This window comes from Agromyces sp. Root81, assembly GCF_001429165.1.
GTDB lineage: Bacteria > Actinomycetota > Actinomycetes > Actinomycetales > Microbacteriaceae > Agromyces.
On sequence record NZ_LMIR01000002.1, the window covers coordinates 1,276,042 to 1,293,789 of the forward strand.

A 17,748-nucleotide genomic window follows, 5' to 3' on the forward strand; every position below is an offset into this window, starting at 1 on the left:
TCGAGTCTCCGCCGGCGAACCGCCGAATCACGCCGTCGAAACAGGCCCGCGCCTCCCTGATGGCTTGTAGGGGAGCCCAGGGAGGCGCGGGGTCTGCACCGGAACCTCGCCGCCGGGCTTGAGGCGGCGACGAGGCCCGGGGTCCGGGCGGCGACCTAGCCGACGCCCTCGAGCGCGTCGGTCTCGGTGTTGCCGATGTTCGCGAGCACCTCGGGGCGACGCCTGGCGAGGTGCAGGTACCAGGCGAGCGCGACGATCATGGTGATCAGGAACAGGTACGGGATGACGTTGAGCGGCCACGCCGGCACCGGCCACACGTTCGCGAAGAACACGTAGACCATGGCGACGACGGCGATCGTCGCGCAGACCCAGACCAGGCCGTTGCGCATCTTCTCGCGGCGCGTGTAGACGACGCACGCGATCGCGACGAGGGCGTAGGCGACCATGTAGCCGTAGGTGCCGTAGGTGTCGACCCACACGACGATGTCCATCGCGTTCACGCCGATCGCGAGGAGCACGACGTCGAGCGCGATCGCGGCCGGGCCGGCGACGAGCAGCACGCGGTGCGGGGTCAGGTGGCGCTCGTGGGTGCGGCCGAAGCGCTCGGCGACGACGCCCTCCTTGCCCATCACGTAGATGATGCGGCCGACGACGTTGAGCGGCGCCACGACGACGGCGAAGAACGAGGCGCCGACGCCGAAGGTGAGCACCGGGCCGAACCAGGCGGGCATGCCGATCTTCGCCGAGATCGCCTCGAGCGGGCTCGCGACCGTGGCGAGGTCGTCGCCGAGGATCGCGATCTGCGTGTACGCCGAGAAGACGTAGAGCACGCCGACGCCGAGGGCGCTCCACATGATCGCCCGCGGGATCGCCTTGTACGGGTTCTTCGCCTCACGGCCGAGGGCATCGGCCGACGAGAAGCCGACGAAGCCCAGGATGCCGAGCACCATGCCGGCGGCGACGCCCTGGAACGGCACACCCTCGAGCGAAAACTGCGCGGGATCCCACGCGTTCGGGCCGGCCCACACGAGTGCGAGCACGAGCAGCACGAGGATGATCGCGACCGAGACGAGCTCCAGCACGAGCGAGACGCGGGCCGAGAGACGGATGCCCCGGATCGTGAAGAGCGTCGCGAGCCCGCCGAGCACGATCGCGAGGGTGATCTGCGCGAACACGCCCTCGAACGGCACGCCGATCAGCAGCAGGAACTGGTTGAAGTAGGAGACCGAGCCGCCGAGCGAGCCCGCGGCGATGCCCCAGCAGCCGATGAGCAGGGCGACGCCCGCGAGGTACGCGCCGAAGGGGCCGAGCCCCTTGGCGACGTAGGTGTAGAGCGAGCCCGCCGACGCGTGCTTCTTCGCGAACACGGCGACGCAGTAGCCGACCGAGAGGATCACGATCGTGGCGAGCACGAACGAGAGCATCGTGCCGTTGCCCGCGCCGATGAAGATGCCGGCTGCGGTGAACGCGATGACCGCGCTCGGCGCGATGTTGGCGATCGCCTGGGCCGCGAGCTCGGGGCCGCTCATGACGCCGCGGCGGAGGCCGGCGTCGGTGGGGGCGCCGGCTCGGGCCGCCGGCGCTTCGGAGGTGGTGGTCATGGGGGAACTCTCCAGTGAGTCGGGTGCTGCAGCGGTCAGGGGATGAGGAGCGTGCGGAGCGCTTCGCCGGATTCGAGGTCGTCGAACGCCTCGGCGGCCTCGGCGAGCGGGCGGCGGGCCGAGATCAGCGGGTCGAGCTTCAGCTGGCCGTCCATGTAGCGGTCGACGAGCGCGGGGATGTCGATGGAGGGACGCACGGAGCCGTAGTTCGAGCCGAGGATCCGCTGGTCGGCCTCGGCGAGCACGAGCGGCTCGAACGAGGCCGTGGCGCCGGTCGGCGGCAGCCCGACGATCACGGCGGCGCCGCCGAGGCCCAGCATGCGGATCGCCTGCTCGGTCGTCGAGGTGCGCCCGATCGCGTCGAAGGCGTAGTCGACGCCGTCGGGGATGAGCTCGAAGAGCGTCTCGACGGCGTCGACCTGGGAGGCGTCGATCTGGTCGGTGGCGCCGAACTGCACGGCGAGCGCGGTCTTGTCGGCCCGCACGTCGACGGCGACGATGCGCTCAGCTCCGGCGAGCCGGGCGCCCTGCACGACGTTCAGGCCGACCCCGCCGCATCCGATGACGACGACGGTCGAGCCGGGCTCGACGGCGGCGGTGTTGAGCACCGCGCCCACGCCGGTCGCGACGGCGCAGCCGACGACGGCGACGACGTCGAGCGGGGCGTCGTCGCGCACCTTCACGGCGCCGGATGCCGGTACGACGACCTCTTCGGCGAACGACGAGACGCCGAGGTAGTGGTGCAGCGACTCCTCGCCCTGCGAGAGGCGCGAGGTGCCGTCGAAGAGCACGCCCTTCGGGGCGACGACCGTGGCGACCTTCTGGCAGCGGGCCTCGTGGCCCGAGCGGCAGTAGCGGCACTCGCCGCACGGCGGCACCCACGAGAGCACCACGTGGTCGCCGACGGCGAGCGATGTGACGCCCTCCCCGAGCTCGACGACCACGCCGGACCCCTCATGACCCATGACGAGCGGAGCCGGGGCGTCCCATTCCCCTCGCTTCACGTGCAGGTCGGAGTGGCAGACGCCCGCCGCCGCGATCTTGACGCGGACCTCGCCGGCCTTGGGCGCGGCGAGCTCGACGTCGCCGACCTCGATCGGCGTCTCCGGTGCGCGGAAGACGATGGCTTTCATGATGCTCCCTTGGATCAGTGCTGGGGTACGCCCGATGCTAGGCAGGCTCGCCGCCTCGAGTCACTGCGAAGAATGTTGAACAGCAAGCGGATGCCGCGGCATTTCGTACACTCGATGGCATGGCTCGTGACGTGCTCTCCATCGCCCGCGTGCTCGGCGGCGAGCTCGTCGGCGACGGCGTCGGCGCCTCGACGCCGGTCGACGCCGCCCTTCGGCTCGAGGAGTTCAGCGTCGTCGGCCACCCCGGCTTCGCGACTCTCGTCGTCGCCGGTGCCGACCGCCTCGCGACGGCGCTGACCGCCGGCGGTCCCCGCTCCGACGCGCTGCGCGGCACCGTGCTCGTCAGCCACGGCGCGACCCGCGCGCTTCGCCGGGCGGTCGAGTCGACGGGCGCCACGGCGATCGTCGGCGCCGAGGCATCCGACGCCGTGCTGCATCCGCTGCTCGTCGCCCTGCTCGCGACCGACCAGGCCGCGGAGGACCGGCTCGTGACGACGGGGACGAAGGTGCTCACCCAGGTCGCGCGGCGCGGCGGCGTCGGCGCGGTCGTCGCCGAACTCGCCCGGCGCATCGACGGCTGGGCTGTGCTGCTCGACCCGCACGGCCAGGTGATCTCGACCGCGGGCGCTGGCGGGCTGCACGTGCAGGACGCCGTCGCCGTCGCGTTCAACCGGCCGGTGCGGGTGCGGCATCCGGGCCTGCAGGTCCACCCCGTCGGCACGGGCGAAGACCTCAGCGCCTACCTCGTCATCTCATCGCGGGAGTCCTCGATGAGCCGCGGGCGCGACCTCGCGTCGCAGGCGGCGGCCCTCCTCGACCTCATCCTCCGCACGCACGACCGCACCACGACCGAGCGGCTCGGACGCGAGGTGATGATCGACACGCTCCTCGACGGCGGCCCGGCCGCCGCCGCACTGCTCCGCCGCTGGGGCGTGCACGAGAGCTCGCTGACCGGGTTCGCGATCACGGCCAGGTCGAAGTCGGTCGACCTCGAGCGCCTCGTGACCCGCTGGCTCGACGAGCTCGGCAGCGTGCACCTCATCACGGCGGAGCCGGGCCACCTGCTCGGCTTCCTCCGCGACGACCGCGTCGACGACCTCGTGCGCCGCGTCGAAGACGTCACGGCCGACGCCCGCACTCCGCTCCGCCTCGGGCTCGGCTCCCCCGCGGCATCCGACGCCCTCGCCCGCACCGCCGCCGAGGCCAGGCAGGCGCTCGACGTCGCCGTCACCGACGGACGAACGGTGTCGCGCTATCGCGCGCTGCCCACGGTCGCCCTCGTGCTCGACCGGCTCGACGCCGGCGACAACACCCGACTCGCTGAGGTGCTCGACCCGCTGCGCGGCGACAAGGGCCTGCACGGCGAGCTCACCCGCACCCTGCGCGTCTACCTCGCCGAGCACGGCTCGTGGGGCGTGGCCGCCGAGCAGCTCGGCGTGCACCGGCAGACGCTCACGAACCGCATCCACCGCGTCGAGGAGCTCACCGGCCTCTCGATGGGCAACCCCGACGATCGCACCGCCGCGTGGCTCGCGATCCGCGCGCTCGAACGCTGAGCCCGGAGGCCCGCCGGAATGACCCGGCCCGGCGCGGGGTTATCGTCGAGGAGACATCGAGGAGGATCCATGCCGTTGGAAGGCGAGTACGAGCCGGGCACGTCGGACTGGGCGCGCAAGCAGGCCGAGGCGTTCGAGGCATCGAACGGCGAGACGTCGAACACGCTCAGAGGCATGCCGATCATCGTGCTCACCACGGTCGGGGCGAAGTCGGGCAAGCTCCGCAAGACCGCCCTCATGCGCGTCGAGTACGGCGGCGAGTACGCGGTCGTCGCTTCGCTCGGCGGGGCGCCGAAGCATCCGGTCTGGTACTGGAACGTGAAGAAGCATCCGCACGTCGAGCTGCAGGACGGCGGCGAGAAGCACGACTACGAGGCGCACGAGCTCGAGGGCGAGGAGCGCGACGTCTGGTGGGCGCGGGCCGTCGAGGCCTACCCGCCCTACGCCGACTACCAGGTGAAGACCGAGCGGCTGATCCCGGTCTTCCGGCTCACCCGCGTCGTGCTCTGAGCGTCGGAGGACGCGAATCGGTTCGGAGGCAACGGATTCGCGTCCTCCGACGCGACACCCGTCCTCCGACGCGCGCGACGGCTACAGCCAGCGCATCGTGAACGCCCGGGCGAGCACCGCCCGCAGTGGCGGCACCGCGAGCGTGCGCACTGCCGCATTGCGCAGGCGCAATCGCGCACCCGCGGCCGGCGCGCCCATGCGCATGTTGAACGCCGCCTGCCGGATCGCCCGCGCGGCCGATGACCGCCGCTCGCGTTCGTAACGTTCGAACGCCTCGTACGGCGCACCCGTCTCGACGGCATGCGCGAGCTCCCGATCGAGGAGCACGGCGTCGAGCCATCCGAGGTTCATGCCCTGACCGCCGATGGGGCTGATCTCGTGCGCTGCGTCGCCGACGAGCGCGACGCGGCCCCGGTGCATCCGCTCGGCCAGGTGCTGACGGGCCTCGAACACGCTGGGTTCGGCGGCGGCCTCGACGTCGAACCGGCCGTCGACGCGCGAGGCGATGATCGTGGCGAGCTGCGCCGGCCCCGGATCCTGCAGCGGCCGACGCACCCACGCGACCCAGCGCCGCAGGCCGCCCGGCAGTGGGAACGACTCGACGACGCCCGCCGGTTCGAAGTGCAGCAGCGCCGTCGACGGCTCGCCCGTGTCGTCGCGGGTGTCGCCCATCACGTAGTGCGCGCGGCCCGGCATGGCGGCCCAGCCGATGCCGGCGAGCTCGCGGATGCCGCTGCGCACCCCGTCGGCCCCGACCACGTAGCGGGCGAGCACCGTGACGACCTCACCGCCGCGGTCGCCCGCGACCTCGACGTGCGTGCCGCGGTCGCGGAGCGCGCGCACCTCGACGCCGCGCTCGAGCGCGTCCGGCGCGAGCTCGCCGAGCCGCCGCTCGAGCATCGCCTCGGTCTCGAGCTGCGGCAGCGACCACACCGAGCCGGCCCGGACGAACGACATGGACCCGAGCACGCTGCCCTGGCAGGTGACCCGGCCGTCGCGGATCTCGACACCGCTCGCACGCACCTCGCCGTCGAGCCCGACCCGGCCGAGCGCGCGCAGGCCCGGCGGGTGGATGCCGATCGCCCGCGATCGACCCGACCGCTCCGTGCGACGCTCGAGCACGACGACGTCCAGTCCGCGCTGGGCGGCGAGGCACGCGAGCAGGAGCCCGACGGGCCCGCCGCCCACGATCGCGACGTCGTGCATCGGGCGAGCGGATGCCTCAGGCATCCGCTCCCCAGACCACCTCGAGTCGCGACGGGAACGCCCGCCGCACGGCCCAGCCCTCCGGCAGCACGCGGACGAGTTCGGCCGCAGTGTGGCTGCGCCGGATCGAGGTGAGTCCGTCGGGCCGGATGTAGGAGCCGGCGAGCAGGTTGCCCGCGAACGGCAGCGTGCCGAGCCAGAAGCCCGCGTAGCCGAGGCGGGTGCGCTCGATGTCGCCGTGCACGGAGAGTCCGCCGGGGCCGAGCAGCAGCTCGCTGTCGCGCAGCAGCGACCCGAACTCGCGGCCGTCGAGGTGGTGCAGCACGTGGTTCGAGATGACGAGGTCGAACTGCTCGCCCTCGTCGACGAGCTCGCCGCTCATGGCGCGGCGGAGGGTGAGCCCCGGCGTCGGCGGCCGGGCCGCCGCCCAGGCCATCGCCCGCGCGTCGGGGTCGATCGCGGTGATCTCGAGCCGCAGGCCGTCCTCGTCGGCCCATCGCAGCAGTCGCCGCGGCAGGTCGGCGCTGCCCGCGCCGACATCGAGCAGGCGCGTGCCCCACACCGGCGAGAGCCTCGGCCGGATCCAGCGCAGGTACACGGCGCGCTCCCCCGACACGACGGCGTTCACGAGGCGGAACCGCTCGTAGGTCTTCGCGAGCATGACGGGGTCGGCGTCGGGGCTGTCCATGAGCTCCCGCGCATCCGCATCGCGCGCACCCGTCCACCTCACCCCGGGCACCCGCCCTCACCCCTGCCCGTGCCGCGCTCCCGTCCGGTGCCCCGCACAGAACTGCGGATATACGATCCGGCGCGCCGCAGATCGCGCGACGCGGCCGGCGCGCCGGATCGTATATCCGCAGTTGTGCACGGCGACAACGAGGTACGGGCGAGCGGCCGACCTCGGGACGCCACCGGGCTCACACCCGGACGGTCAGGAGCGCCGACTCGACCGTCAGTCCCGGCCCGAACGCCATCGCTGCGACCCGGTCGCCGTCGGCGGCGGCATCCGAGTACAGGATGTTGCGCAGCACGAACAGCACCGTCGCGCTCGACATGTTGCCGTAGTCGCGCAGGGTCTCGCGCGCCGGCACGAGCTGCTCCTCGGTGAGCACGAGCCGCGACTCGACCTTGTCGAGGATGCTCCGGCCACCCGGATGGATCGCCCAGTGCTCGACGGCGTCGGAGACCCCGTCGCTCGCGAGCGCCGACGCGAGCGCGTCGTCGTGCGCGAAGAGCGGCTCGAGCGCGCCCGTGATGTGGTCGTCGATGATCGCCGGGATCGCGTTGGAGAGCACCATCTCGAAACCGTGGTCGCCGATCTTCCACGCCATGTCGCCCTCGCCGACCGGCGTGATGCGGGTCGCGAAGCGATCGAGGTCGAAGGCCCGCTCCCCGGGCGAGAGCGGCCGAGCCGTGACGATGCCCGAGCCCGCGCCGTCGGCGAAGAGCGACGACGCCACGATCGTGTCGGGGTCGTTCGACGACCGCAGGTGCAGCGTGCAGAGCTCGACGGAGACGACGAGCACGACCGCCGCCGCATCCGCCTTCGCCAGTTGCGTCGCGATGCGCAGCGCCGGGATCGACGCGTAGCAGCCCATGAATCCGAGGTGGTAGCGCTCCACCCCCGGATTCAGTCCCAGGTCGCGGGCGATCATGAAGTCGGGGCCGGGCGCGTAGAACCCGGTGCACGAGACGGTGATGACGTGCGTGACATCGGATGCCTCGATGCCCGGCGTCGCCTCGATGGCCGCGCGGCCCGCCTCGACGTAGAGGCGCGTGGCGTGCTCGGCGTAGAGCTCGTTGCGCACCTTCGTGCTCGGGAGCAGCAGCTCACCCGACTCGATGTCGAAGAACACCGGGTCGTCGGGGTGCGCGTCCCAGCGCAGCTCGTCGAGCACCGAGTGGCGCCGCTCGATGCCGGAGACGTTGAACGAGGTGGCGACGATCCGCTGGCCCAGCCGGCCGAGGCCGGGCTGGGCCGCGAACACGTCGCGCACCTCGTCCTGCACGAGCACCGTCGCCGGCACCGCGGTGGACAATCCCCTCAGGGTGACGGTCATGACTCAGCGCCGGCAACCGAGCGGATGCCGTGACAGGACTCGCATGAGGCTCGCAGTACCGGGCCGGTCAGGCGAGCAGCTTCGCCTTGGCGGCGGCGAACTCTTCAGGCGTGAGGATGCCCTGCTGCTGCAGCGCGGCGAGCTTCTGCAGCTCGGCGACGACATCGACTCCCCCGGCCGGCGCCGCGGGGGCCGCCTGAGCGGCCGCGGCCTGCTGCTGCGCGAGGGCCTGCTGGGCCGCGGCATCCATCTGCGCCTGCTGCTGCTGCGCCTCGTACTGCTGCTGCTCGTACTGGTCTTGGGCCTTCTGCTGCTGGTGTCGCTGCACCCCGCCGCTGACTGCGGTGGCGGTGCCGGCGACGACGGCGGTGCGGGCGGCCATGCCGATCAGTCCCGGGCGTCCCATTCTTCTGAGCGGCATCTTCCTACTCCTCTTCTGCTTCGGCGAGCGCGGCGTTCACGACGGGCGCTGGGATGCGTTCGGTCTGCAGCACGATGCCGCCCGACTGGGCGAACTTCGACGCGAGCCGCTTCGCCCACACGAGCTCGATCGCGAGCAGTGCGCCCGAGGTGCCCGGCGGAATGCCCTGGGCGAGCTCGTGGGCGTCTTCTTCGGCCACGAGGCCGATCGCTTCGAGCTCGACCGTGCCGAAGCCGTATTCGTCGCTCACCTCTTCGAACTCGGTGATCAGCACCGAGCCGTCGAGCTCCCGTGAGATCACCAGGAAGTCGAGCAGCCGGATCTCACCGCCCTCGACCAGTTCCCCGATCGCTTCGAGGGTGCCGGGGTCTGGGCGGTCGCCCTCGAACCCCACCAGATACAGCTCCACCGGGCCGTATTCGAACTCCGCCATGATCTCCCCAATCTCACGTGGTTGCAGACTACGCGCGCACTGCCCTCGTGCGCCAGAGTCCGACATGAATCACCGGCGAACGTCAGGTTCGCTCGGCTTGCGGGTCGCCCGACAGTCGTCGGAGCGGCACCGCCCCTCGGTCGGGCTCGAGCAGCAGCGCCCGCACGAGCAGCGTCAACGGGATGCAGAGGATCGCCCCGATCGGGCCGATCACGAGCGTCCAGAAGACGACCGAGAAGAATGTCAGCGTGAGGCTCAGGCCCACAGCATCGCTCACGAACTTCGGCTGCACGAGCACCTGCAGCACGACGTTGATGACGCAGTACGCGAGCACCACGGCGAGGGCGAGCGGCCAGCCGCCGACCACGAGCGCGAGCACCGCCGGCGGGATGAGGCCGATCACGAAGCCGATGTTCGGGATGAAGTTCGTGACGAACGCGAGGATCGCCCACACGATCGGGATCGGCACCCCGATCCACCAGAGGAACAGGCCGTCGAGCACGGCGACGACGAGGCCGAAGCTCGCGTTCACGACGTAGTAGCGGCGCACGCCCGAGAAGTACCGGGCGCCGATCACGTCGGCCGCTGCGCTGGCGAAGACGCGGCCGCTCCGGCTGAGGCCCGAGGCATCCGCCGCCATGAAGATGACGTAGGCCAGCACGAAGAAGAAAGCGGTCGCTGCACCGAGCACGGCGTCGGCGACGCCGGCGGCGAAGGCGAGCAGCGTCTTCGGGTCGATGGACTCGGCCGCCGAGGCGGCCGCTTCGCTCGTCATGCCGAGCGAGGTGAGCCAGTCGTACACGGCCTGCACGGTCGCCGCCAGCTCGTCGGCGTAGTCGGGCAGCATGCCGATGAACTGAGCGGATGCCACGACGAGCAGCGTGCCGAGGATCGCGAGGATCAGGTAGGCGACCACGATCACCGCGGTCGTCGCGAGCCAGCTCGGCCAGCCGCGACGCTCGAGCGGGCGGCGCACCGGGTGCGCGATGATCACCACGACCGCGGCGACCGCGGCGGGGGCGAGGATGTCGCGGGCGAACCATACCCCGGCGAAGACGACGGCGGCCGCGGCGAGGGTGATCAGCACTCGCGTGCCGTAGGCGAGGCCGCCCGTGGCGGGTGCCGTCTGCGTTGCCGACGGCGTCGAGACCTCCGTCATCAGAAACTCCCGATGCCCTTGCCGATCATGACCACGCCGATCACGAGGAGGAGCACGGCCATGACGGTCGCGTTGTTCTGCACGAGCCAGCCGCGGAGCGCCTCGAGCGGCGCCGCCATCTTCGTGGAGGCGAGGAGGTAGGCGATCACGGGCACCGCGACCGAGCACGCGGCGATGATCACGAAGATCACGATCACGAGCGCGATCTCGCCGCCGTTCAGGCCGCCGGTGCCGATGAGCACGCCGGCGCCGGCCGCCATCAGGAGGTTCTTCGGGTTCACCGCGGAGAGCAGGAAGCCGAGCACCGCTCCGCGCATCGTGGTCATCGAGTCGATCGCCGACATCCACTTCGGCAGCGCCGCCGCCTCGCCGTCCTTCGGTCGGCCGCGCCACTGCTTCAGCGCGAGGAACAGCAGTCCGGCGCCGAGGAGGATCTTGATGACGCCGGCGATGGGCTTCGACGCATCCGGGTCCTGCTCGGGGATGATCGAGGCGAGCAGCGTGAACACGACGACCGCGACGACGATGCCGAGCACCCAGCCGATGAGGAATCCGACGCTCGTGCCCTTCGCCTTCGGCGAGAGCAGCATGAGGATCGCGGCGATGATCGGGATCGGGCTGATCGCGATGCCGAGTGCGAGCGGCAGGATGCCGCCGATGACCTCGCCCATGTGTGTACTCCTGTCTGGCGGCATCGCCGCCGTCCTCTACCGCTGCTGCGGCGTGCTCGTGAGGGCCGCGATCGCGGCCCGGTTGGTGTCGAAGATGCGGCGGTCGCCGAGCAGCCCGAGGTCGGTGAGACGGTCCCGCGCGTCGGGGCGCACCCGGCTGAACTCGAGCTCGATGCTCCTCGCGTCGAGCCAGGCGACGAGCGCGGTGAAGCTCTCGGCACCCGTCACGTCGACGTCGGTGACGGCCTCCATGTCGATGACGACGTGCTGCACGGAGCCCTCGGGCACCGCCTTGACCGCCTTCTTCACGGCGTCGTCGAACACCGAGCCGTTGGCGAAGAAGAGCGGCGCGGCGAGGCGGACGACGATCACGCCGGGAGCCGTCATGGTGCCGATGGGCGCTTCGCCGAGGAGGCTCTCCGCCGGGGAGTCGCCGACCGCGAGCACGTCGATCGGCGGGTTCGCGGCGCGCTTGGCGAGGTTGATGAGCGCGAGCACGAAGGCGACGACGATGCCCGGGATCGAGCCGACGAACAGCGTCACGAGGAAGCAGACGGCGGCGATCCCGAACTCGAACCGGTCGACCTTCCAGAGCATGCGGAAGTCCGTGATGCCGAGGAGCGGCAGGATCGCGACGCCCACGATCGCACCGATCGCGGGCGACGGGATGTCGGCGAGCAGCGCGGTGCCGAACAGCAGGAGCAGGAGCGTGCCGACCGCGAGCACGAGCGACGGCAGCTGCGTGCGGGAGCCGGCCTGGTCCATGGCCGCGGTGCGCGAGGTGGACGAGCCCATGGCGAAGCTGCCGCTCGCTCCCGCCGCGACGTTCGCGACGCCGAACGCGAAGAGGTCGCGGTTCGGCCGCGTCGAGTAGTTGCGCTTCTCGCCGTAGGCGCGGGAGACGAGCAGGCCCTCGGCGGTCGTCACCATCGTGAGGGCGATCGCCGACGGCACGAGCATGAGCCACATCGACCAGTCGATGACCGGCCAGGTGAACGCGGGCGGCCCGGCCGGCACCTCGCCGAGCACGTCGACGCCGGCGTCGTCGAGGTCGGCGAGCACGACCGCCACCGTCGCGACCACGAGCACGATGAGCGCCCACGGCACGAGCCGCAGGAACCGCTGCCCGACGATGAGCACCGCGACCGAGAGCGCCGCGATAAGCAGCGACCACGGGTTGACGGTGTCGAGTCCGGTCACGAGCCCGACCACCTTGTCGACGAACTCGCCGCCCGAGTCGATCTTCACGCCGAGCATCTTCGCGATCTGGCTCACGAGGATGTCGAGCGCGAGCCCGCCGACGAAGCCCACGAGGATCGGCTTGGACAGGAAGTTCGCGATGAAGCCGAGCTTGAACACCGACATCAGCACGAAGAGGATGCCGCAGATGATCGCCTGCGCGAGCGCGAGCGTCGCATAGTCGGCGCTGCCGGCGGCCGCGAGCCCGCCGATGGATGAGGCGACGAGGGCGGCGGCCGCGGCATCCGGCGACACGATGAGCTGGCGCGAGGAGACGACGAGCGCGTAGACGACGGTGGGAACGATGAGCGCGTAGAGGCCCGCCGTCGGAGGCAGCCCGGCGATCTGGGCGTAGCCGATGTTCAGCGGGATCGCGATCGCCAGCAGGGTGACGCCCGCGGTCAGTTCGCGAGCGACGTTCTTCCTGCTGAGTCCTGCCAGCGGCTTCTGCACCGGTTCCCCCTCCGTTCGCCCAGCTCCGAGACTAGCGAGCGGATGCCGCGTGGCATCGCTCGTCGAGCACCGCGTCGCTTCGGGCCCTCAGTCGACGCCGGGCGGCGGCGCGGTCGTCGATGCCGAGGCCGACTCCTTCGGCGCCATGATCCGGAACTCCGGCGCACCGGTCACGAGGAGCCAGGCCGGCAGCACGATCACGCAGAGCATGGGCAGGATGGTGATGTCGCCGGCCACGGCGACGGCGACGAAGATCGCGATCCACCCGTCGCGGGTGACGACGAGCAGGACGCCGACGATGGCGCAGCCGACCGCGAGTCCGAGCGGCAGCGACGGGATGAGCGCATGGCCGAGCATGCCGAGTGCGACGCCGATGAACGTTGCCGGGAAGACGCGACCGCCGCGGAACAGCGAGCTCGCCGCGATGAGCAGCGCGAGGATCTTGATGCCCGCGATGGCGGCGAGCTGCGGCGCATCGTAGGCGGTCGGGTCCTCGAGGAGGTCGCCGATCTCCTCGAGGCCCTTGAACATCGTGATCGGACCGCCGAGCAGGCCGAGGAGCCCGAGCAGGAGCCCGCCGGCGGTCGCGATGAGCACGGGATGCCGCAACGAGTGCATGGCGCGGTAGATGATCGGGAACGCGGTGAGCATCGCGAGCCCGATGGCCGCCGCTGCGGTCGCGACGATCGCCCCGGTGAGGAGGTCGAGCGCCTGCGGCGTGCCATACGGCGGCAGGGTGAACGAGAAGATCGGGGCGCCGACGAGACGCATCGTGAACGCGCCGGCGCCGGCCGCGACGAGCGGCAGGAACAGGCGGTCCCACAGCGCGCCGCCCGATTTCAGCGCCGCGACGATGCCGGTGAAGACGAGCGCCGCGGCGACCGGGGTGCCGAAGAGCGCGCCGATCGTGGCGGAGGCCGCGAGCAGCACCGTGAGCTGCTTCGGCACTGCTGGCATGAGCCGGGCGACGGCCGCCACCATGAGCGCCGTGTTGACGGCGATGATCGGGTTCTCGGGGCCGAGGCTCACGCCGCCCGCGAGCGCCAGCACGGTGACGATGAGCACGCCGGGCAGGTTCTTGAGCGGCTGCGGTTCCTCGACGAGCTCGGTGGTCGCCGAGTCGGGGCCGCCGTGGCCGGGGACGAACCGCAGCACGAGTCCCACCGCGAGGCCCGTGAGGGTGAGCACGAGCACGATCCACCAACCCGACGGGTCGACGCCGAGCGCGTCGGGCAGGGCGTCCCAGATCGCCGACTGCATCACCGCCGCGAGCCGGTCGAGCGCGAAGAGCACGAGCGCTGAGATCACGCCGATGGCGAGCGCGGGGATCGCGAGGAGCAGCAGTCGTTTCGGCGTGACCTCCGGGTCGCGCGGGGGTATGGCGAGGCTCACGGTCAGATCCTGTCTGCAGAGGTGAGGGGCGTCGGCGGCACGTCGCTCGTCACGACGGCGTCGATCGATCGGGCCGCGAGCGCGTCGGCGACGGCGTCGACGACCGCGGATCGCACGGCGACGCCGTGCAGGGGGTGGTGCCAGAACTGGAGGTGGAGCACGGCGCGCGTCGGGCTCCGCACGATGGTCCGCAGGGCGAGTGTCTCGTGACGGTGCACCCCCATCGCGGCGGTGGCGGCGCCGATGACGACGGCGCCGAGCTCGTCAACGGCGGGTCCTCCGGTCGCGACGCGCACTTCGACGGTGCTGCGGCGGGCGCCATGCGCCGAGTTGTTCACGAGGGGGTTCTGCAGCACATCGGCGTTCGGCAGGTGCACGATCCGCCCGTCGACGGTGCGCACGATGACGGATCGGCCGTTCAGCTCCTGCACGATCCCGACGGTGCCGTCGCTCTCGATCTCATCGCCGATCCCGATCGGCCGACGGGTCTGCAGCACCACGCCGGCGGCGAAGTTGTCGGCGATGCCGCGCAGCACCAGCACGAGCACGACGCCGACGATGATGGCGACGGCGATGAGCGGCTGGATCGAGGCGCCGAAGAAGCTGAGGGCGACGCCGACGCCGAGCAGGATGATCGCGTAGTTCACGGCCCGCACGATGAGGGTCTGCAGGGCAGGAGTGAGTGCGGGAACCTTGGCGAGGAGGCTGCGGGTGCCCTTGCGGGCGAGCACGGCGAGCACCCAGGTCGCGATCGCCGTGAGCAGCGCGAGCCCGAGACTCCACCCGTCGATGTCGAGCGATGCCACCCAGTCCGCCACGTTCCCCTCCCGATGCCGAGGGTACCGGCGGGAGGGCCTCGACGTGGGAAGCTCGCCGCCGCGTGGCCCCGTCACAAGCCGCGCGGCATATGGACGCGCGACCGCGCCACGCGATAGGTTCGCCTCAGCGGCGCTCTATGGGGGGCGTTCATTCACAGTGAAAGGCTGCACACATGAGTTTTTGGGACAGTTTCTGGGACCTGATCTGGTGGTTCCTCTGGGCGTTCGCGTTCATCGCCTACCTGTTCGCTCTGTTCGCCATCATCGGCGACCTGTTCCGCGACCAGAAGCTCAACGGCTGGTGGAAGGCGGTGTGGATCATCTTCCTGATCTTCGTGCCGTTCATCACCGCCCTGGTGTACCTGATCGCGCGCGGCAACAGCATGGCCCAGCGCTCGCAGAAGGACTACCAGCAGGCGCAGGCCGCGACCGACGCGTACATCCGTCAGACCGCCGGCACCGCTGCGAGCCCCTCCGATGAGATCGCGAAGGCCAAGGGCCTCCTCGACTCCGGCAGCATCACCCAGCAGGAGTTCGACCTCCTGAAGGCCAAGGCGCTCGCGCACCCCACGCAGTCCGTCTGATCCAAGACCTGCAGCTGAGAGGGTCGGATGCTTCGCATCCGACCCTTTCAGCGTCTCCGGATGCATCGACGCGACCTCTTCGTCGATGGCGGCTCATCCGGACGAGAACTGTCCGGATCGATGCGTAGCGTCGTGGACATGACTGACGACAGCCCCCTGATCCGGCCGTTCCGCATCGATGTCCCGCAAGCCGACCTCGACGAACTGAATCGTCGTCTCGCCGAGACGCGCTGGCCCGACGAGCTGCCGGGCGTCGGCTGGTCCTACGGCACCCCCAGCGGCTACCTGCGGCGGATCACCGACTACTGGCGGACCTCGTTCGACTGGCGCGCGCAGGAGGCGAAGCTCAACGCCTTCCCCCAGTTCACGACCACGATCGACGGCCAGAACATCCATTTCCTGCACGTCCGCTCGCCCGAGCCGAACGCCCTGCCGCTGCTGCTCACGCACGGGTGGCCGGGATCCGTCGTCGAGTTCATGGACGTCATCGGCCCGCTCACCGACCCGGGCGCCCATGGCGGCGACCCCGCCGACGCCTTCCACGTCATCGCCCCGTCGATGCCCGGCTTCGGCTTCTCGGGCCCGACCCACGAGACCGGTTGGGACATGGCGCGGATCGCTCGCGCATGGGCGGAGCTCATGAACCGGCTGGGATACGAGCGATACGGCGCGCAGGGCGGCGACACGGGTGCCGTGATCTCTCCGATGCTCGGCGGCATCGCCCCCGAGCACGTCGTCGGCGTGCACGTGAACGGCAGTCTCGGCTTCCCCTCAGGCGATCCGGCCGAGTTCGCGAGCCTGACCGAAGCCGAACAGGCGAGGCTCGCCGCACTGCAACGACAGATGCAGGAGGGCACCGGCTACGCGGTCATCCAGTCGACCCGACCCCAGACGATCGGCGTCGGCCTCGCGGACTCGCCAGCCGGCCAACTCGCCTGGATCATGGATCGGTTCGAGGAGTGGACCGACCCCGCCGCCCGACTTCCGGAGGACGCCGTCGACCTCGATCACCTGCTCGCCAACGTCAGCGTGTACTGGTTCACCGGCACGGCGACGTCATCCGCGAGGCTCTATCGCGAGGGTCGCGCGAACTGGGGCCGACCGACGAAGCCGAGCGAGGTGCCGTCGGGCGTCGCGGTGTTCCCCGGCGACTTCGGGATCCGGACGATCTCCGAGCGCGAGCACAATGTCGTGCACTGGTCCGAGTTCGATCGCGGTGGCCACTTCCCGGCCATGGAGGTGCCCGACCTCCTCGTCGGCGACGTGCGCGACTTCTTCCGCGAACTCCGCTGACGTCGGGTCAGATCACGACTGGGCCGACGCGACCCGGGTCCCTTCCGCGACGCGTGCGGCCGCGGCATCCGTCGACGGCTGCGCGTGCATCGCGCCCGAGTTGCGGAGGAAGACGATGATCCAGCTGAAGATCAGCACGGCCGCGACCAGCTCGACGGCCGTGAGGTTGTAGTACCCGGTCGCGAAGAACACGGCGAGCACGACGACCACGCCGACGTAGACGTAGCCGAGCATGATGAACACCTTCGGCATCGTCGGGATGAACCAGCGCAGGCCGATGACGAGCACCGTGTAAGCGACCGCCATGCCGGTGGCGACCGTGTTGTGCAGGACGAAGAACTGGTCGACCGGGAAGACGCCGACGCAGGCGAGGAAGATCCCGATGAGGATCAGGCCGACGCGCACGACGTTGCGGCCGCGCAGCTCGGCGTGGGTCGTGGTCGGCACGGCCGCGGTCGCGTACCGGGCGATGGTCGTGACGATCACGCCCGCGATGATGAGGGTCAGGTTGAAGGCGAGCGCCGAGATGTCGTTCGTCATGCCGAGCGCGCTCAGGTTCATCTGCCACCAGAGCGGATCGCTCGAGCTCAGCATGCTCGCGAGCGCCCCCACCACGAGGAACAGTGCGAGCACGAACGAGAGCAGCATCGGCGTGAGGTGCACCGAGGAGAGGAACACCGCGTAGCCGGTGACCGCCATGCCCACGCCCGCGAGCACGGCCCCGGGGACCGTGAAGACGACCGCGCCCTGGAAGCTCTGCTCGAGCAGGTCGGCGAGGCCGATCCAGCCGAGCAGCGCGATGAAGGCGTGCGCCAGCGCGATCGCGGTGAGGTCGAACCAGTGGATGCGCGCACCGGAGGCGTCGAGCCCCGGCAGCGCGGCGTCGGCGAAGCCGGCTGCGCTGCGAGTGCGCAATGAGAGACGGCCGAGCAGGAACGCGATGAGCGTGACGATCGCCGCCCCGACTGCGACGAACTCGCCGAGCGACCCCGGCCCGGCGATCGGCAGGTCCTCGCCCATGAACACGAACCACGCGACGAGTCCGCCGACGACGAAGGTCGCCGCCCCGATGAGCAGTGCGATCGACTCGAGCGACTCGGCGTTGGCCGCCGGATGCCGCAGCACCCGCCCGATCGAGGTCGGGGCGATCGCGATCGACGCGGTCGGCGGCGATGCGATGGTCGCGGTGTTTCGGCTCACTGGCGCTCCTCGAGGTGTG

Annotated in this window: 17 protein-coding genes; 4 read left to right on the forward strand and 13 right to left on the reverse strand. The window is 71.0% G+C overall.

Features of this window, described 5'->3' with window-relative positions; genetic code table 11:
• Positions 1 to 155 precede the first annotated feature (155 nt).
• Positions 156 to 1,529 (reverse strand): APC family permease, encoded by a 1,374-nt coding sequence (locus ASE14_RS11090; protein ID WP_369816497.1) that lies wholly within the window; start codon positions 1,527 to 1,529, stop codon positions 156 to 158.
• Positions 1,530 to 1,636: 107 nt separating this feature from the next.
• Positions 1,637 to 2,734 carry an alcohol dehydrogenase catalytic domain-containing protein gene (locus ASE14_RS11095; RefSeq protein ID WP_056654635.1) on the reverse strand — a complete coding sequence of 366 codons (1,098 nt, stop codon included), beginning with the start codon at positions 2,732 to 2,734 and terminating at the stop codon, positions 1,637 to 1,639.
• A gap of 119 nt (positions 2,735 to 2,853) precedes the next feature.
• Between ASE14_RS11095 and ASE14_RS11100 the strand changes: the two genes are divergently transcribed.
• Both ASE14_RS11100 and ASE14_RS11105 read left to right on the forward strand, forming a co-directional pair.
• Positions 2,854 to 4,290, forward strand: a complete 1,437-nt coding sequence (locus ASE14_RS11100; RefSeq protein WP_056654636.1) for a CdaR family transcriptional regulator — start codon at positions 2,854 to 2,856, stop codon at positions 4,288 to 4,290.
• A 69-nt stretch (positions 4,291 to 4,359) separates the two neighbouring features.
• The gene (locus ASE14_RS11105; protein WP_056654637.1) at positions 4,360 to 4,800 is read left to right on the forward strand and encodes a nitroreductase family deazaflavin-dependent oxidoreductase; all 441 of its coding nucleotides are present in this window, start codon (positions 4,360 to 4,362) and stop codon (positions 4,798 to 4,800) included.
• Positions 4,801 to 4,881: 81 nt separating this feature from the next.
• On the opposite strand, the gene ASE14_RS11110 is transcribed toward ASE14_RS11105, so the two are convergent.
• The 10 genes from ASE14_RS11110 to ASE14_RS11155 all read right to left on the reverse strand — a co-directional run bounded on the left by ASE14_RS11110 (position 4,882) and on the right by ASE14_RS11155 (position 14,652).
• A complete protein-coding gene (locus ASE14_RS11110; protein ID WP_056656232.1) occupies positions 4,882 to 6,006 on the reverse strand; it encodes an NAD(P)/FAD-dependent oxidoreductase in 1,125 nt (374 codons plus the stop codon).
• Between the two features lie 16 nt (positions 6,007 to 6,022).
• Complete coding sequence (locus ASE14_RS11115) at positions 6,023 to 6,736, reverse strand: methyltransferase (protein ID WP_235511249.1); 714 nt, start codon at positions 6,734 to 6,736, stop codon at positions 6,023 to 6,025.
• A gap of 187 nt (positions 6,737 to 6,923) precedes the next feature.
• Positions 6,924 to 8,066 carry a type III polyketide synthase gene (locus tag ASE14_RS11120; RefSeq protein WP_056654639.1) on the reverse strand — a complete coding sequence of 381 codons (1,143 nt, stop codon included), beginning with the start codon at positions 8,064 to 8,066 and terminating at the stop codon, positions 6,924 to 6,926.
• A gap of 67 nt (positions 8,067 to 8,133) precedes the next feature.
• Positions 8,134 to 8,487 carry an SHOCT domain-containing protein gene (locus ASE14_RS11125; protein ID WP_056654640.1) on the reverse strand — a complete coding sequence of 118 codons (354 nt, stop codon included), beginning with the start codon at positions 8,485 to 8,487 and terminating at the stop codon, positions 8,134 to 8,136.
• Positions 8,488 to 8,491: 4 nt separating this feature from the next.
• Positions 8,492 to 8,920 (reverse strand): DUF6325 family protein, encoded by a 429-nt coding sequence (locus ASE14_RS11130; protein ID WP_056654641.1) that lies wholly within the window; start codon positions 8,918 to 8,920, stop codon positions 8,492 to 8,494.
• Between the two features lie 82 nt (positions 8,921 to 9,002).
• Positions 9,003 to 10,079 (reverse strand): AI-2E family transporter, encoded by a 1,077-nt coding sequence (locus ASE14_RS11135; RefSeq protein WP_056654642.1) that lies wholly within the window; start codon positions 10,077 to 10,079, stop codon positions 9,003 to 9,005.
• Positions 10,079 to 10,750 (reverse strand): GAP family protein, encoded by a 672-nt coding sequence (locus tag ASE14_RS11140; protein ID WP_056654643.1) that lies wholly within the window; start codon positions 10,748 to 10,750, stop codon positions 10,079 to 10,081. The genes ASE14_RS11135 and ASE14_RS11140 overlap by 1 nt, the downstream gene beginning before the upstream one ends.
• Before the next feature lie 36 nt (positions 10,751 to 10,786).
• Positions 10,787 to 12,442: a SulP family inorganic anion transporter gene (locus tag ASE14_RS11145; protein WP_056654644.1), complete on the reverse strand. Its 1,656-nt coding sequence runs from the start codon at positions 12,440 to 12,442 to the stop codon at positions 10,787 to 10,789.
• Positions 12,443 to 12,529: 87 nt separating this feature from the next.
• Entirely contained in the window at positions 12,530 to 13,834 is a 1,305-nt protein-coding gene (locus ASE14_RS11150; RefSeq protein ID WP_082600563.1) for an ion channel protein, read from the reverse strand.
• A 2-nt stretch (positions 13,835 to 13,836) separates the two neighbouring features.
• Positions 13,837 to 14,652, reverse strand: coding sequence for a mechanosensitive ion channel family protein (locus ASE14_RS11155; protein ID WP_056654645.1), 816 nt, complete (start codon positions 14,650 to 14,652; stop codon positions 13,837 to 13,839).
• A gap of 173 nt (positions 14,653 to 14,825) precedes the next feature.
• On the opposite strand from ASE14_RS11155, the gene ASE14_RS11160 reads away from it, so the two are divergent.
• The gene (locus ASE14_RS11160; RefSeq protein WP_056654646.1) at positions 14,826 to 15,236 is read left to right on the forward strand and encodes an SHOCT domain-containing protein; all 411 of its coding nucleotides are present in this window, start codon (positions 14,826 to 14,828) and stop codon (positions 15,234 to 15,236) included.
• 138 nt (positions 15,237 to 15,374) lie between these two features.
• Positions 15,375 to 16,529, forward strand: a complete 1,155-nt coding sequence (locus ASE14_RS11165; protein ID WP_056656238.1) for an epoxide hydrolase family protein — start codon at positions 15,375 to 15,377, stop codon at positions 16,527 to 16,529.
• 12 nt (positions 16,530 to 16,541) lie between these two features.
• Here the strand turns inward: ASE14_RS11165 and ASE14_RS11170 are convergent, their stop codons facing one another.
• Positions 16,542 to 17,729, reverse strand: a complete 1,188-nt coding sequence (locus tag ASE14_RS11170; protein ID WP_235511253.1) for a DUF998 domain-containing protein — start codon at positions 17,727 to 17,729, stop codon at positions 16,542 to 16,544.
• Positions 17,730 to 17,748: the final 19 nt, after the last annotated feature.